The sequence below is a fragment of the Pseudomonas crudilactis genome (genome assembly GCF_013433315.1).
GTDB lineage: Bacteria > Pseudomonadota > Gammaproteobacteria > Pseudomonadales > Pseudomonadaceae > Aquipseudomonas > Aquipseudomonas crudilactis.
The window spans coordinates 234,024-248,559 of sequence record NZ_WXVV01000003.1; the positions used below are offsets into that span (position 1 = coordinate 234,024).

General features: G+C 62.0%; 14 protein-coding genes. 8 read left to right on the top strand and 6 right to left on the bottom strand.

All coding sequences use genetic code 11. From position 1 onward, the window contains the following. Positions 1–5: 5 nt before the first annotated feature. Together GTU76_RS05470 and GTU76_RS05475 are read right to left on the bottom strand one after the other, a co-directional pair. On the bottom strand, positions 6–422 hold the full coding sequence (locus GTU76_RS05470; protein ID WP_016987394.1) for a response regulator: 417 nt from the start codon (positions 420–422) through the stop codon (positions 6–8). 71 nt (positions 423–493) lie between these two features. Then, complete coding sequence (locus tag GTU76_RS05475; protein ID WP_016987393.1) at positions 494–712, bottom strand: Flp family type IVb pilin; 219 nt, start codon at positions 710–712, stop codon at positions 494–496. A 335-nt stretch (positions 713–1,047) separates the two neighbouring features. Here GTU76_RS05475 and cpaB point away from each other — a divergent pair, with 335 nt between their 5' ends. Genes cpaB through GTU76_RS05515 form a run of 8 tightly spaced genes read left to right on the top strand, consistent with a single transcriptional unit; the run spans position 1,048 to position 8,488 of the window. Beyond that, the gene (gene cpaB / locus GTU76_RS05480) at positions 1,048–1,995 is read left to right on the top strand and encodes a Flp pilus assembly protein CpaB (RefSeq protein ID WP_016987392.1); all 948 of its coding nucleotides are present in this window, start codon (positions 1,048–1,050) and stop codon (positions 1,993–1,995) included. Positions 1,996–2,016: 21 nt separating this feature from the next. After that, a complete protein-coding gene (locus GTU76_RS05485) occupies positions 2,017–3,267 on the top strand; it encodes a type II and III secretion system protein family protein (RefSeq protein WP_180698208.1) in 1,251 nt (416 codons plus the stop codon). Beyond that, positions 3,264–4,454: a CpaE/TadZ family protein gene (locus tag GTU76_RS05490; RefSeq protein ID WP_016987390.1), complete on the top strand. Its 1,191-nt coding sequence runs from the start codon at positions 3,264–3,266 to the stop codon at positions 4,452–4,454. Before GTU76_RS05485 ends, GTU76_RS05490 begins: the two co-directional genes overlap by 4 nt. After that, positions 4,451–5,722 (top strand): TadA family conjugal transfer-associated ATPase, encoded by a 1,272-nt coding sequence (locus GTU76_RS05495; RefSeq protein WP_016987389.1) that lies wholly within the window; start codon positions 4,451–4,453, stop codon positions 5,720–5,722. The genes GTU76_RS05490 and GTU76_RS05495 overlap by 4 nt, the downstream gene beginning before the upstream one ends. Before the next feature lie 11 nt (positions 5,723–5,733). Then, entirely contained in the window at positions 5,734–6,618 is an 885-nt protein-coding gene (locus tag GTU76_RS05500; RefSeq protein ID WP_016987388.1) for a type II secretion system F family protein, read from the top strand. Further along, positions 6,615–7,505 carry a type II secretion system F family protein gene (locus GTU76_RS05505; protein WP_180698209.1) on the top strand — a complete coding sequence of 297 codons (891 nt, stop codon included), beginning with the start codon at positions 6,615–6,617 and terminating at the stop codon, positions 7,503–7,505. Before GTU76_RS05500 ends, GTU76_RS05505 begins: the two co-directional genes overlap by 4 nt. A 9-nt stretch (positions 7,506–7,514) precedes the next feature. Continuing rightward, positions 7,515–8,204: a tetratricopeptide repeat protein gene (locus GTU76_RS05510; protein ID WP_175553063.1), complete on the top strand. Its 690-nt coding sequence runs from the start codon at positions 7,515–7,517 to the stop codon at positions 8,202–8,204. Positions 8,205–8,215: 11 nt separating this feature from the next. Further along, the gene (locus tag GTU76_RS05515; protein WP_180698210.1) at positions 8,216–8,488 is read left to right on the top strand and encodes a DUF3613 domain-containing protein; all 273 of its coding nucleotides are present in this window, start codon (positions 8,216–8,218) and stop codon (positions 8,486–8,488) included. Positions 8,489–8,608: 120 nt separating this feature from the next. Here the strand turns inward: GTU76_RS05515 and GTU76_RS05520 are convergent, their stop codons facing one another. The 4 genes from GTU76_RS05520 to GTU76_RS05535 all read right to left on the bottom strand — a co-directional run bounded on the left by GTU76_RS05520 (position 8,609) and on the right by GTU76_RS05535 (position 14,503). Next, the gene (locus GTU76_RS05520; RefSeq protein ID WP_180698211.1) at positions 8,609–10,279 is read right to left on the bottom strand and encodes a ShlB/FhaC/HecB family hemolysin secretion/activation protein; all 1,671 of its coding nucleotides are present in this window, start codon (positions 10,277–10,279) and stop codon (positions 8,609–8,611) included. Positions 10,280–10,413: 134 nt separating this feature from the next. Further along, on the bottom strand, positions 10,414–11,997 hold the full coding sequence (locus GTU76_RS05525; protein WP_180698212.1) for a collagen-like triple helix repeat-containing protein: 1,584 nt from the start codon (positions 11,995–11,997) through the stop codon (positions 10,414–10,416). 296 nt (positions 11,998–12,293) lie between these two features. Further along, positions 12,294–13,148, bottom strand: a complete 855-nt coding sequence (locus tag GTU76_RS05530; protein ID WP_180698213.1) for a MaoC family dehydratase — start codon at positions 13,146–13,148, stop codon at positions 12,294–12,296. A 2-nt stretch (positions 13,149–13,150) separates the two neighbouring features. After that, positions 13,151–14,503 carry a 3-oxoacyl-ACP reductase gene (locus GTU76_RS05535; protein ID WP_016987382.1) on the bottom strand — a complete coding sequence of 451 codons (1,353 nt, stop codon included), beginning with the start codon at positions 14,501–14,503 and terminating at the stop codon, positions 13,151–13,153. Between the last annotated feature and the right edge of the window lie 33 nt (positions 14,504–14,536).

Below are 14,536 nucleotides of genomic sequence, written 5' to 3' on the forward strand. Positions count from 1 at the left end.
CGCAATCAGCCACCGCGAACGCTGTTGGCCTTCTGCTTGGGAAACAGGTTGTCCAGGGTTTCCAGCAAGCGCACGTGATAGATCGGTTTGCGGAACAGATCCAGTACCTGCAGACGCAGCATGTCGCTGACATCCTCCATGTCCGCATGACCGGAAGTGACGATCACCGGCAAATGCTGGCGCGAGGTGTGTTCGCGCAGACGCTTGATCAGCGACATGCCGCTTTCCTCCGGCATGCGCAGATCAGTGATCACCAAAGCGATATCGGGATGGCGGGTGAGATGATGAAGCGCGAGCTTCACCGACGTGGCGGTATGACAGGTGAAGCCTTCGCCCTCCAGCAACTCCGCAAGCTCCAGCAGTGCGTCCTCCTCATCGTCGACGAGGAGCAACTGCTGGCGTGGAGTGTGTGGAGAGTTCATAGGCAACACCTGCAATGGACTGAGTGCTGACGGTAGAACCCAATGGCCGCATTGACAAGTATCGGGTCCGATCAGCTGCCGGTGACGGCGGGTGTCAGCGCAGTCTGGATAGCAGTCAGAATCCTGGTGACCTGAGTGCCGATGCCGTTACCGAATGCAGCAATCACCAGCGCTACGAGACCGACCACCAGCGCGTACTCGATAGCCGAGGCGCCTTCGGTGTCTTTGGCCAGGCCTTTGAAGAACGCGATCTCGGATTTGATTTTCGCAACAACGCGGGAATACGACATGAGAATTCTCCTTGAGCGCACCAGGCGTTACGCGTTCGCAACATGATTTCCCTGTGCCAGCATCAGCATTGTCGGCATTCCTCGACCCTACAACTGTAAGAACGGATTAACACCTAAGTAGTACTCAGCGATAAAACGCAAAAAAACCACGTTTGGCGCTTTAGGCCTCTACTTTCGTTGGATATTTCGGCCTTCGTAATGGCGTTTTGTTCGGCCTGCGCTACCGTCAAATAGCGAAATAGTTACTTGTTCATAGCTGCCTGATTGCGAATTTGTCTCGATGGAACCACGGGTCATTGCAAAAGACACAACGCAGCGGGAAAGGGAGAGCCGTCATGAACAGTCGCGTTACTTTAGGCTTGGCCGGATTGTTCTTGCTGGGTGCCATCGTCGCCGGATATTGGGGGCTCACCTTGAGCCGTCAGCCGGTTGCCGAACCGGCCACAGCACCGGTCGCCGTTGCCGTCGTACCACCGTCCGCGGAACCTGCGCCAGTCGAAGATCCTACCCGCCAACCGGTGGTAGTGCTGCTGCGCGACATTGCGCCGTTCGTGACAATCACGGCTGCCGATGTGGCGGTGGAAAAACTGCGCACCGCGCCCGCCGGCAGCCTCGGCACCGTCGATCAGGTGGTCGGTCGTACAGCGTGGCGGCCCTTGAGCGCCGGCAGTTGGCTGAGCGAAGAAAGCTTCGAACCCGGCAGCCGACTGTCCCGGATGATCCGCCCCGGTGAACGGGCGCTGGCCGTGGCGGTGGATGAAGTGATCAACGCCGGCGGCCAACTCGCGCCCGGCGATTACGTCGACGTGCTGCTGTTTTTGCGCAAGGACGAAAACACCCCACAGGCCTCGGCGCAATTGGTCGTGCCAGCGGTCCGCGTGCTGGTGGTCGGCAGCCAGAGCGGCCTGACCAACGACGGCCAACCGGCCAGCCCGGCGCGCAGTGACGACGAACGCCTCAAACAAGAGCAGCAACGCATGGCCGCGCGCAGCGTGGTGCTCGCCGTGCCTGAAGCGTTGCTCAGCCGTTTGATGCTGGCGTCCGGCGCCGGTGTGTTGCGCCTCGCGGTGCGCAGTGCCGATGAACAGCAACTGGCGAAATACTGGGCCGGAGAAAACGACGCCGCCACCCGCCTCGATACACCGCGCCGTGACCTGCTCGAGTTCAGCCAGTTGTCCCTGAGGGCTCCCCCCAGAGTCATGGACGTGGCCGCTCAACCCGCCCCACGCAAAGCCACCGTGGAAGTGATTCGCGGTGCCGATACTGCACAACCCACTCCCTGATTCGAGCAAGGACGCCTTTACATGCGCACACGCTTTACGCCCCTGTTCAACGGCTTGTTTCGAGCCTCGCTGTTGAGCGTCGCCTCGATCGGCACTGCCGTCGCCGCCACCGGCAACTGCGCCGCGCTCGGCTCGTTGCCGGCGACACTGGAAGTCGGCGAAGGCCTGCAACAGGCACTGCAATCCCCCGTGGCGATCACTCGGGTGGCGGTGGGCGACCCGAAAATCGCCGATGTGCGCGTGACCGGTGATCAAGGCATCCTGCTGACCGGCGTCGCGCCAGGCGCCACTACGCTGATGATCTGGAGCGCCTGCGCCAGCGCGCCGCGCCAGAGCATGGTGTTCGTCCAGGGCAAGGCCAGTGCGGCGATGACCACGGTTTCCCTGCCGGCGACAGGTGATCCGACGTTGCCCTCGCAGGTGCAGACAGACATCCGCTTCGTCGAAGTCAGCCGGACCAAACTCAAAGAGGCCGGCACTTCAATCTACGGTAAAGGCTCGAACAACTTCCTGATCGGCGCTCCCGGCACGGTGCCGGGCACCGGCGTCAGACCGGGTACGGTGCCGATCATTGCGCCGAACATTCCCTTGGCCAACGACATGTTCAACATCGTCTGGGGCGGTGGCAGCAGCAAATTCCTCGGCATCGTCAACGCGCTGGAAGGCAGCGGGTTCGCCTACACCCTGGCGCGGCCAAGCCTGGTGGCGTTGAGCGGGCAAAGCGCAAGCTTCCTTGCCGGCGGTGAAATTCCGATCCCGGTGCCCAGCGCCAACAGCAACAGCTACTCGATCGAATACAAGGAATTCGGTATCCGCCTGACCCTGACACCGACGGTGGTCAGCAACGACCGCATCGCCCTCAAAGTCGCCCCGGAAGTCAGCGAACTGGACTACAACAATGGCGTGACCATCGGCGGCACCACGGTGCCGGCGTTCACCATTCGCCGCACCGATACCAGCATCTCTCTGGCAGACGGAGAAAGCTTTGTCATCAGCGGTTTGATCAGCACCCGCAACGCCTCTGAAGTGAACAAATTCCCCGGCCTTGGCGACATCCCGGTGCTCGGTGCGTTCTTTCGCAATTCATCGATCAATCGCGAAGAGCGAGAGTTGCTGATGATCGTCACCCCGCATCTGGTGCAGCCACTGGCGGCCAATGCGCCGCTGCCGTCGCTGCCCGGGGAAAGACTGCGCAACTACGATCCGAACTGGTATCGCTTGTACTTCCTCGAAAACGGCAACTTCGATAAACGCAGCGGGTTATCGCAATGAGCCAGAGCCTGAGCCAGACCTTCCTCGCCATCACCCGCAACGACACCGATCTTGAGTGGCTGCAAGGGGCGCTGGCCCCCCTCGGTCAAGTGGTCAGCGCCGGTGGCGGCAGCCTTGACGAGTTGCTGGCGCTGGTCGACGTGACCTTTGCCAGCCTGGTTTTCGTCGGCCTCGATCGTGATCATCTGGTGGCCCAGAGCGCCTTGATTGAAGGCGTGCTGGAAGCCAAACCGATGCTTGCCATCGTCGCCCTCGGTGACGGCATGGATAACCAGTTGGTGCTCAATGCAATGCGTGCCGGTGCACGGGATTTTGTCGCTTATGGCTCGCGCTCCAGTGAGGTAGCCGGGTTGGTGCGGCGTCTGAGTAAACGTCTGCCCGCGGTGACCCCCAACACGCAGCTTGGTGGCCTGACCGTGCTTTATGGTGTGCAGAGCAACGCCGACGGTGCTCTGCTCGCCAACCACATGGCGCTGGTGGTGCAGAAGAGTGGCCAGCAAACCCTGTTGCTCGATCTGGGCCTGCCGCGCGGTGACAGTCTGGCGTTGCTCGGGCTTGAGAGTTCGTTCCATTTCGGCGATGCGTTGCGGCACTTGCGGCGGCTCGACGCGACCCTGATCGACAGCGCCTTCACGAGCGCCGAAGCCGGTCTGCGCATTCTTGCCTACGCCAACGGCGACGAGCCACTGGAGCGTACCAGTGCCGCCGAGTTGTACATGTTGCTCAGCGCCCTGCGCCAACACTTCCAGCACATCGTGGTCAACCTCACCGGGCAACCCGACAGCGAAGCGCTGCGAACCTTCGTCAGCCATTGCGACAAGCTGCTGTGGTACACCGATCAGAATGTGCTCGATTGTCGGCGCAACCTCGCGGTGCTCAACCTGTGGCGCGAAAAAGGCATGAAACTCGACCACGGGCGATTGCTCGTGGACCGCTACCTGCGCCACGTCGCACCGGATTCCGAGACGCTCGGCAAGAGCTTTGGCCTGGAGGTGATTGCGGTGCTCGCCTACAGCCCGGAGATCCGTCTGAACGCGAAAAACCAGGGCGTCAGCCTGTTCGAGCTGGCCCCGCGTGAGGCCATCAGCCAGAGTCTGCGCACCCTCGGCGAACGCCTTGCGAAACGCTCCGAAGGCATGGCCAAACCCAAGGTCAGCTGGTTCGACCGCCTGCGAGGTACCTCATGAACGGCGAGCAATTGTTTGGCGGGCCGCAGCGCAACGCGTCCGGCAACACTGATCACGACGGGCTGAAACTGGTACTGCACCGTTACATCATCGACGCCATCGAAGAGTCCGGGAAAAACCTGCTGGAAGGTTCGCGGCAGGTGCTGTCGCAGTTCGTCATCGACAAGGTTGCCGAGTACATCGCGCGCCTGCACCTGGCGATTTCCCGTTATGAAATGGAACGTCTGGCCGAAGAAATCGTTGATGAGCTGACCGGTTTCGGCCCGCTGGAAGTACTGTTGCGCGACAGCGCCGTCACTGAAATTCTGGTCAACGGCCCGCACCGGGTGTTCATCGAACGCGATGGCGTGCTGCACTTGAGCGATCTGCGTTTTATCGATGCGCATCACGTCGAACGGGTGATGCAACGCATCCTCGCGCCGCTGGGGCGACGCCTCGATGAATCGTCGCCGATGGTCGATGCGCGCCTGCCCGATGGCAGCCGGGTCAACGCGATCATCCCGCCGATCGCCCTTGACGGGCCGTGCCTGTCGATCCGGAAGTTTCGCAAGGACATGCTCAAGAGCACCGACCTGATGGCGATGCAGACCATCGATCAGGCGATCTACGACTTCATCGAGGAGGCAGTGGGCAAGCGCTGCAACATCCTCATCAGTGGCGGTACCGGCACCGGTAAAACCACCTTGCTGAATATCCTCAGCCAGTTGATCAGTCCCCACGAACGGCTGGTGACCATCGAGGACGTTGCCGAATTGCAGCTTGGCCATCCCCACGTCGTGCGCCTGGAAACGCGCCCGCCGAACGCCGAGGGCCACGGCGAAGTGAAAGCCAGCGACCTGATTCGCAACGCTCTGCGCATGCGCCCTGACCGGATTATCCTCGGTGAGATTCGCGGCGTTGAAGTCGTCGACGTCCTCACCGCAATGAACACCGGCCACGATGGCTCGATGAGCACCGTCCACGCCAACAATGCTCAGGACGCTCTGCTGCGTCTGGAAACCCTGGTCGGACTGACCGGCCGCACCATCGCCGAACGCACCTTGCGCCAGATGATCTGCGCCGCGCTGGACGTGGTGATTCAACTGACGCGAATGCCGGACGGGCGCCGTTGCGTCAGCGAAGTGGTGGAAGTGGTTGGCGTGCGTGACGACGTGTACGTCACCAATACCCTGTTTCGCCTTGATCGGCGCAGTGGCCTGGGCTTTCTGCGCGAAGCCATCAACCCGGCCGGCGACAAGTTGCGCCGCGAACCGACGCTCGCGCACTGAGGGCCGACGGCATGCTCAAACCGTTGTTGCTGATCGTCATTTGCCTGGCCTTGCTCGGGCTGTCGCTGCGCCTGTTCTACAACAGCTGGCGCCAGAGTGGCACCGAGCGGGTGCTTGATCGGCTGAATCAGGGGCAGCCGCAAATGACCGTGAGCGCCCCTTATTGGGCCGGGCTGGAGCGCGCATTCCTGCGCGCGGGGTTGGGCCGGCCAACCGAGCGTATCGGGGTCTGGCTGTTGCTCTGGGCCTTCGCGATTCTGATCGGATTTGCGCTGGCGGGATGGATCGGTCTGCTGGTGCTGATCGTGCTGCCACCGCTGGCGCTGCGTGTGTATGTCAGTTGGCGTTATCAGCGCCGATTGCGGCGAATGATCGAACAACTGCCGGCACTGCTCGATCACACCGTGCGCAGCCTGAAGTCCGGGCGTACCCTCGCTGACGCAGTGCTCGGTGGCATCGAGGCCAGCGAGTATCCGTTGAAAGACGCCATGGCCCGGGTCCAGCGCAACGTGCAGTTGGGCGTAAGTCTGCCGGACGCCGTATCGGATCTGGCAGAGCTTTACGAGCGCGATGAGTTTCGCCTGTTCGCCCTCGGCCTCAAGGTCAATCATCGTTACGGCGGCAACGCCAGCGAGTTGCTGGAGAACCTGATCAAGATGATTCGCGAGCGCGATCAGGCCTCCCGCCAATTGCGTGCCATGACCGGCGAAACCCGCCTTACCGCGTGGGTGCTGGGCTTGTTGCCGATCATCATGGCCGGGTATTTCCTGATAGCCAATCCGGTTTATCTGGTCGCCATGTGGCACGACCCTTCCGGACAGCGGATGCTGGCCACGGCGTTCGGCATGCAGGTAATCGGCAGTCTTCTACTCTGGCGGATGTTGCGCAGCCTATGACGACACCCTTGATGATCAGCGCTTTGCTGCTGCTCGGCGCCGCGCTGTTGCTGCTGAGCAGTCTGTTCGACCAACGCCGCCGTACCCGGCAGATCAGCCGGCGCCTGGAGGGTGACCTGCTGCGGCAAAATCGCTTCGGCAACTTGCTGCAAGTGCTCGGCGACAGCAAAGTCGGGCAGCACAGCGTCAAACTCGACAACGAAACCCAAACCCTGCTCAACCGCCTGGGCTGGCGCAGCGCCCGCCAGCGTTCGCTGTTCGCTGCCTGTCAGATCGGTTCGCCGTTATTGCTGCTGGCCCTGACGGTGCTGCTGCAGTCGGTGTTTTTTCCCACCGTGCAAAGGCCGTGGATTGCACCGTTGTTCGCCCTCGGCGTCGGCTATCTGTTGCCCAAGCGGCTGCTGGTGATCGCGGTCGCGCGGCGGCAGAAACAACTGGCCAGTGAGATCAGCACGTTCATTCCGCTACTGCGCATCCTCTTCGAATCCGGCATGGCCGTGGAGCAGGCATTGCGTGTGCTGAGCCATGAAGGCCAAGCCTTGCTGCCAGTGCTGACCCAAGAACTGCGGCTGGTGTTGAGCCGTGTCGATTCCGGCCTTGAACTGGGCGAAGAACTGAACAAAGCCACGCAATTGCTGGCGGTCGACGAGTTCACCGACACCTGCGTGATTCTTCAGCAGTTGCTGTATCAGGGGGGCGGGGCAATGAAATCACTGCTCTCGCTCAAGCAACTGCTCGATGACCGGCGCCTGACGCGCCTACAGGAATACATCTCGAAAATGTCCGCGAAAATGTCCGTCGTGATGATGCTGTTTCTCTTCCCGGCGTTATTGATTGTCCTCGCCGGCCCGGGTTTTACCGCCCTGGCGAAGGCGTTGGGTGCTTGAGGAGTGGTGATGAAAGCAATGATTGCAGGTGTCTGTGTGCTGATGCTCGGGGGCTGCGCCAATACCGGGCAAAACCCGTGGGAGGCGCTGACCAACAACGCCAGTTGCGGCAAATTGAGTTCCGAACAACAGCTGTCACTGAATCTGGCCGACGACATGGCCAACGACGGCAAACTGCACGCCAGCCTGGCCAACCTGCAGAAACTGCCGGACAACCTCGCCGATGTGCGCCTGCGCAAGGCCAAGGTTTACCGTTTGCTCGGGCGCAGCGAAGCCGAGCCGTTGTATCGCAGCCTGCTCGGCACGTGTCTGGCTGCCGAGGCCGAGCATGGTCTGGGCCAACTCGCGGCAGCCAGGTCTGACTACGGTCAGGCTCAGGCGCACTTGCAACGTGCCGCACGGTTGGCGCCGACCGACGAAAAAATCCGCAATGATCTGGGGGTGGTTTACCTCAATCAATTGCGTATCGAAGACGCGCGTTTCGAATTCCTCACCGCTATGGAGCTTAAGCAGAGCGACTCATTGGCGGCGTTGAATCTGGTGACACTGCTGCTCTATCAGGATGACTGGACCCGCGCCGCCGAACTGGTCAGTCGCCTCGGTCTGAGCCCGGCGCAATTCAGCGAGGCCCAGAGCCGCGCGGAAAAACTCAAAGTGCCCAGCCCATCGCCTGCCGCCGTCACGGCGATGCTCAAGTAAGGAGACCTGCGATGAAAACCGTGATGCTTTGCCTTGGCTTGCTGGCACTGCCACTGACCAGCTACGCCATCGACGCTGGCCCGTCATCGGCCCAGCAACAGGAAACCGAAGGCTGGCTGCTGCTGCAAAGCCGCAACAAAGCCGCCTCACCGAAGGTGCAGACGGCTACGCCGACAGAACGCGAACTGGCTATGCAGCGCTGGCTGAAAAGCTACCAGCATGAGATCCCGGAGTTTTTTGATCAGCAGCAGGGGGGCGAGGTCGCCAGTGGTTCGGGGGGCTGAGTTGCCTCACAGGTTACCGCGTCATCGTTCATCGCGAGCAGGCTCACTCCTTCAGCGGAACACACGCGAAATGCAGGCGTGAGCCTGCTCGCGAATGCACTCAGACAAGCGCCGCCCCCTCTACAGTTGATAACTGAAGCTGATGCTGTACCGCGGCTTGCGATTGAAAGTATCCAGCGCTTCATCCGACATCGCCTTCGCCGCCTCCAGCGCAATGTTGTAGTACTTCGCATCACCAAAGCGCAGGCCGACCGCCGCTGATGACAGGTTGTTGGCCTGCACCGGCAACTGATTGAACCAGCTGCGCGAGCGGTCGAGCACCACGTACGGTTGCAGGATGCGCAGCCAATTGCCGCCGCGATTGAAGCTGTAGTTGACCTCGTACGCCACGCCCCAGCCTTTGTCACCGGACGCCTGATCGTCGGGATAACCGCGGCCGAAATTCTGCCCGCCGAATACCGCGCGTTCGCTGTCGGGCAAGGTGTCGTCGCTCCAGTACAGCGCCGCCGACAGCACGCCCTGCCAGTTGTCGAAGAACTTGTCGCTTTGCACCCCGGACAGCCGCACGCGGAAGAAATCCAAAGCGATGTCATCGTAATTGGTGTGTGCGCCGAGGCTGTCGAAGCCTTGATAGACGCCACCGCTGAGGATGCGCAACTGTCGCGCATCGGCCTTGCGCCAGTCACCTTCGAACGCCAGGGCACGGATGTCGGTGCGAAACTCCTTGCTGAATGGAAAGTTGATACCGTCGTAGCGCGTCTTGTCATTGACCGCATACAGGCGCGAGGCTGCCGTCAGTTGTTCGGTGGACGAGGCAATCAACGGCACGCTGAACCCGATGGAGTAACGATCGTTTTCACGGTGGGTGTCGAGGCGGCCGCCGCCGTTGACCAGCACTTCGGTGCCGGGGGCGGCGCGATAACGTGAAGCCGACAGATTCAGTTGCGTGCCTTCGGCATCAAGGAACTGGTTGTAGTCGAGCCGGTAGTAACGCTCATGGTCATCCCCCGGCGGGAACAGACCGCTGAGGGTCAGTTGCTCGCCCATGGCAGTTTGCGAGTTGCTGCTGACGCCGAGCAACGCTTGCGGGCCGTTGCGGTTGTCCTCGGTGGTGCTCAGTGTGCTGGTGAACGGCTTACGGCTGGCCTCGGCAATCAGTGTCGTCGCGCCATCGGTGGTGCCGGGCGGCGGCACTTGCGCCTGAATGGTCACGCCGGGGATGCGCGTCATCAGCGTGGTGTAACGCTCGAACGTCTTGCGGGTCAGCGGTCGTTCGGCCTGGATTTTCGCCGCCAGTTTATCGAGCAGGCCTTTGACCCGGCCGACATCACCCTGCATCTGCACGTCGCGCACATAGCCTTCAACGAGCACCACCCGCGCCACGCCGTCATCGAAACTCTGTTGCGGCAGGAAGGCGTAGGACAACAGGTAGCCATCCTGTTGATAGCGGCGAGTGATGTTGCGGGTAGCTTCGATCAGGTCCGCGAGGCTGGTCTGACGACCGATCAGCGGCTTGTAGACCTCAGCCAGTTCGTTGAGTGGATAAATCGTCCCGCCCTCGATCTGCACGGTCTTCAGGTTGATCCTGGTTTCCATCAACAGTGGCTGTGCGGCGGTCGCGCCGGGGTCAGGCACTTGCAGCGGCGTTGCCGCAGGACGATAGGCATCGGCCGGCAGATTCGGCACCGGCAGGTTGCGGGTGGTTTCGTTGCTGTTGAGAAAACTGGGCAGGGTGTCGGCGAGGGCGGCGGAACTGAGACTGAGGCACAACAGGGATGCCATAACGCGCATAGGACACTCCATGGTCAGATCACAGCGCAGGGCTGGTTGCTCCTAAGAAAAAAGGCGGAAGATTCGTCGGAATCTCCCGCCTTCAACCAAGCGTAGGCGCTGTAGGTGCGGCCGTCGAATCGGCCAGGTGCAAATTAGCGTTTGTTGCCTCCCAGAGCGCCGGTCAGGCCGCCGATTACGCCACCCAGACCGCCACTGGTAGTGCCGCCGCTGGCACTACCGTTCACCAGTCCGCCAACGGCACCGACGGTCGTGCCAACGTTGTTGACCAGACCACCGACGGCGGTGGTGACCGGGTTGTTGGTCGCGGCAATCGTGTTGCCGATGCTGCTGACTGCACCGCCAACCTGACCGGTGAGACCCGCGACTGGCGCGCCGATACCGGTGGTGGCGCCGACATTTTGCGTCAGGCTGGTGACCGCCGTGGTGACTGGATTCAGTGCGCCGCCCAAGGTGCCGCCAACGGTGGCGAGGGTCGCTGTCGGCGCCGTGATCGGTGCACCGGAACCACCGAGCACGGTGTTAAGCGAGGCCACCGTGTTACCGACCGCTGCGACGACATTGCCCGGCGCTGCCAGCGTGCCGTTGCCTGCGCCCAGACCTGAACCGACATTGACCACAGCGCCGCCGACGGTTTGCAACAAACCAGTGCCACCGAGCCCGCCGCCGACCCCGCCAGTCCCTGAGCCGGTGCCGTTGGCCACCAGACCGCCCGCCTTGCCGACCGCCGTGCCGGTGTTGCTCAGCGCACCGCCGAGGGTGTTGGTCAAGGCATTGCCGTTGCCGGCGTCGGTGACCTTGCCACCCAAGCCGTTCACCGCACCGCCGACTTGCGAAATCACGCCTTTGAGCGGATCGCCCAAGCCAGTGGCGTCGCCGATTTTGTCCGTGGTGCTTTCGACCATCGCAATTACCGGCACCAGTTTTCCACCGACAGTGTTGGTCAGATTGCTGGTCGGGCCGGTGCTGAGGGTGGTGGTCAGGGTGTCGCCGAGCATGGTGACTTTCTCGCCGACGCCATCGAGTATCGGCGCCACTTTGGTGACCACGCCGCCGACTACGGGAACGCTGTTGGTCGCGGTCGCCAGTTTGCCGCTGAGATCGGACACGCCGTTGCCGACATCCTGCACTACGCCGCCGACCGAAGAGACGGTGGTGGTCAGGCCTTTGGAATCGGTCGCCAGTTTGCCGATGCCGTTGGTCACGCCATCGCCCAGGGTGGAGACGACATTGCCCGCGGTGTTGGCGGCGCTCTGCACCACGCCACCTACCACCGGAACGCCGCTCAGGGAGTCGCCTACCTGGCCGACGCCATCGCCGACGCCGCTGACGGTCTTGCCGACATCCTGCACAAGGGTGGTGGTCACCAGGGATGGGGTTGGATTGGTCGGGTTGGTCGGATCCGTCGGGTCTGTCGGATTGGTGGGGTTGGTTGGATCGGTCGGGTTAGTCGGGTTGGTCGGATTGGTCCCGCCAGTGCCGCCAGTGCCACCCGTTCCGCCTGTACCGGCGGTATCACCGGTGCCGCCAGTACCTCCAGTGCCGCCAGTACTGCCAGTGCTTCCGGTTCCACCAGTGCCATCGGTGCTGCTGGCGGGGGAAGAGCTGCCGGAGCTGCTTTTATGCCCGCCACCGCCGCTGCTGCAACCAGTGAGGCCGAGGGAAAGGATCAATGCCAGAGCGATTGCTGATTTGCACCACACGTCTTGAGTTTTCATGTTTGTATTCCTTGCACCTGTCACAACGTTCGTTGCCTTCGATGGCTCGCCGATCTGTCGCCGGTGATGCCTCGTCCGTTGTGTCAATCTCAGTCCAGGGGCAGGTTTCGCACCATTCTCAAGTTGGTATTAACGCCTTTATATATAAGGTGACATGCAGCGCCTAGTGACTAATACCCACGATATAGCTGCACAAAAAAAGGCCTTGAAAATCAAGGCCCGGGCTTTTTTGGCGAAAGGAAAAAGGTTGGCAGAAACTTAAGTTATATACACACAATTAACAGTGTCTCGCGTGCTCAGGCAATCGGCTGCCACTGCCCGACCATGTGTTCCAGGTCTTGTGCACCGATCAGCCGCAACTCACCACTGGACCCCGCCGCACTCGCCAGCAAGGTCACCTCACTGGGCAGGCGCACCGGTTTGCGAAAGTGCACGGCGATCTCAAGGTTGGCTTTGGGCAAATGATCGTTCAGCGCCGCGAGGGTCCGAGCCTTGTTCCACAAGCCGTGGGCGATGGCGGTGGGGAAACCGAACAGTTTGGCGCTGGCCGCGCTCAGGTGAATCGGGTTGTAGTCCCCCGACACCTTGGCGTACTGCCGGCCAATGTCTGCCGGGGCTTTCCAGTGCGCCACTTGCGTCAGCGCTTGCGAGGGTTCCCAGTGCTGTTCGAGCGCTTCGCCATCGAGTTTCACGCCGCGACAGAGCATCTGGCTTTCGGCCTCCCACAACGGCCCGAGCTGATCATCCAGTGTGGTCAGCAGATCGAACGTCGCACCCTTGGGATGTGCTTGCAGGTTGGTCACGCGTACGCTGACTTGCGCGTGACTGATACCGCCCATCGGCCGCAGCACGCGGATGCGATTGCTCAGATGAATCAACCCCAGCAGCGGAAACGGAAAGTCCTTGGCCGTGAGTAATTGCATCTGCAAGGCAAAGGCGAGGATATGCGGATACGTCGGTGGCAGCAGGCCGTCATCGACGAATCCACAGACCTTGCGATAGGCCGCCAGGCGTTTGCCATCGACATCGACCCAACAGCGCAAACCGCTGTCGGGCAATTGCGTGCCGGTGATTTTGCGGCGTGTCGCCGCCCGTGCATACAGCCCGGGCAGACTCGGTTCGCGATCCAGCGTGTGCCATTCGATGCTCATGCCTAAGCCCCCAGAACACTTTGTCCACAGACCCGCAGCGCCTGCCCGGTAAACGCGCCGCTGCCCGGTTGCGCCAGCCACGCGACGGCTTCGGCGACGTCTTGCGGCAAGCCGCCCTGGCCCAGTGAACTCATGCGCCGGCCGGCCTCGCGCAGGCCGAACGGAATGTGTGCGGTCATCTGCGTTTCGATAAAACCGGGAGCGACGGCGTTGATGCTGATGCCACGTTCCAGCAGCGTGGGCGCCCATGCCTGCGCCAGACCGATCAGCCCGGCCTTGCTCGCGGCGTAGTTGGTTTGTCCACGGTTACCGGCAATGCCGCTGATCGAGGCCAGCAGAATCACCCGCGCGTTGTCGCGCAGCGTGCCGCTGTCGAGCAGCGCCTTGGTCAGCACTTGCGGGGCATTGAGGTTGACCGCCAGCACCGCGTCCCAGAATTCCGGGGTCATGTTGGCCAGGGTCTTGTCGCGGGTGATGCCGGCGTTGTGCACCAGAATATCGAGGCCATCAGGCAGTTGTTCGATCAACTGCGTAGCGGCGTCGGCGGCGCAGATATCCAGGGTGATCGCTCGGCCACCGAGGCGCGCGGCAAGTGCTTCCAGATCGGTCTTGGCTGGCGGGACATCGAGCAGGATCACGTCGGCGCCATCGCGCGCCAGGGTTTCAGCGATGGACGCACCGATGCCGCGCGCAGCCCCGGTAACCAACGCCTTGCGCCCGGCCAGCGGGCGCGTCCAGTCAGTCACTGGCGTCGCACAAGCGGTCAGGCGAATCACCTGTCCGGACACAAACGCACTTTTCGGCGAGAGGAAAAATCGCAGCGGGCCTTCCAGTTGATCTTCCGCGCCTTCGCCGACATAGATCAATTGCAGCGTGCCGCCGCTGCGCAGCTCCTTGGCCAGCGAACGGGAGAACCCTTCCAGCGCGCGTTGTGCGCTGGCGGCAAATGGATCACGGAGGGTTTCCGGCGCACGCCCCAGAATCACCAGATGCGCGCTGTGCTCAAGGTTCTTCATCAGCGGCTGGAAGAATTCGCGCAGTTGTTTGAGCTGATCGGTTTGCTGCAAGTCGCTGGCGTCGAACACCACGGCTTTGAGTTTCGGGCCGTGGCCGGGAATCCATTCAGTCGCGGTCGCTGGTTGCTCGCCGTAGCGGTAGATACTCTCGGTCAAACGGTTGGCGAACGCACTGACGCGTTCGGCCAATGGCCCGCCGCCGATCAGCAGCGCACCTTCCACCGGCCGCAGACGCCCGGCCTGCCAGCGCTCCAGTCGCACCGGCGACGGCAGGCCCAGCGCGCCGACCAGACGATGGCCGATGGACGAGTTGGCGAAGTCGATATAGCGGTCAGACATGGAACGCTCTCCAGAAGTTGGGGTTCAAAGTGT

Coding starts and splice junctions, on each gene's coding strand:
- GTU76_RS05470 (WP_016987394.1), bottom strand. CDS start 422: ATGAACTCTCCACACACTCCACGCCAGCAGTTGCTCCTCGTCGACGAT.
- GTU76_RS05475 (WP_016987393.1), bottom strand. CDS start 712: ATGTCGTATTCCCGCGTTGTTGCGAAAATCAAATCCGAGATCGCGTTC.
- cpaB (WP_016987392.1), top strand. CDS start 1,048: ATGAACAGTCGCGTTACTTTAGGCTTGGCCGGATTGTTCTTGCTGGGT.
- GTU76_RS05485 (WP_180698208.1), top strand. CDS start 2,017: ATGCGCACACGCTTTACGCCCCTGTTCAACGGCTTGTTTCGAGCCTCG.
- GTU76_RS05490 (WP_016987390.1), top strand. CDS start 3,264: ATGAGCCAGAGCCTGAGCCAGACCTTCCTCGCCATCACCCGCAACGAC.
- GTU76_RS05495 (WP_016987389.1), top strand. CDS start 4,451: ATGAACGGCGAGCAATTGTTTGGCGGGCCGCAGCGCAACGCGTCCGGC.
- GTU76_RS05500 (WP_016987388.1), top strand. CDS start 5,734: ATGCTCAAACCGTTGTTGCTGATCGTCATTTGCCTGGCCTTGCTCGGG.
- GTU76_RS05505 (WP_180698209.1), top strand. CDS start 6,615: ATGACGACACCCTTGATGATCAGCGCTTTGCTGCTGCTCGGCGCCGCG.
- GTU76_RS05510 (WP_175553063.1), top strand. CDS start 7,515: ATGAAAGCAATGATTGCAGGTGTCTGTGTGCTGATGCTCGGGGGCTGC.
- GTU76_RS05515 (WP_180698210.1), top strand. CDS start 8,216: ATGAAAACCGTGATGCTTTGCCTTGGCTTGCTGGCACTGCCACTGACC.
- GTU76_RS05520 (WP_180698211.1), bottom strand. CDS start 10,279: ATGCGCGTTATGGCATCCCTGTTGTGCCTCAGTCTCAGTTCCGCCGCC.
- GTU76_RS05525 (WP_180698212.1), bottom strand. CDS start 11,997: ATGAAAACTCAAGACGTGTGGTGCAAATCAGCAATCGCTCTGGCATTG.
- GTU76_RS05530 (WP_180698213.1), bottom strand. CDS start 13,148: ATGAGCATCGAATGGCACACGCTGGATCGCGAACCGAGTCTGCCCGGG.
- GTU76_RS05535 (WP_016987382.1), bottom strand. CDS start 14,503: ATGTCTGACCGCTATATCGACTTCGCCAACTCGTCCATCGGCCATCGT.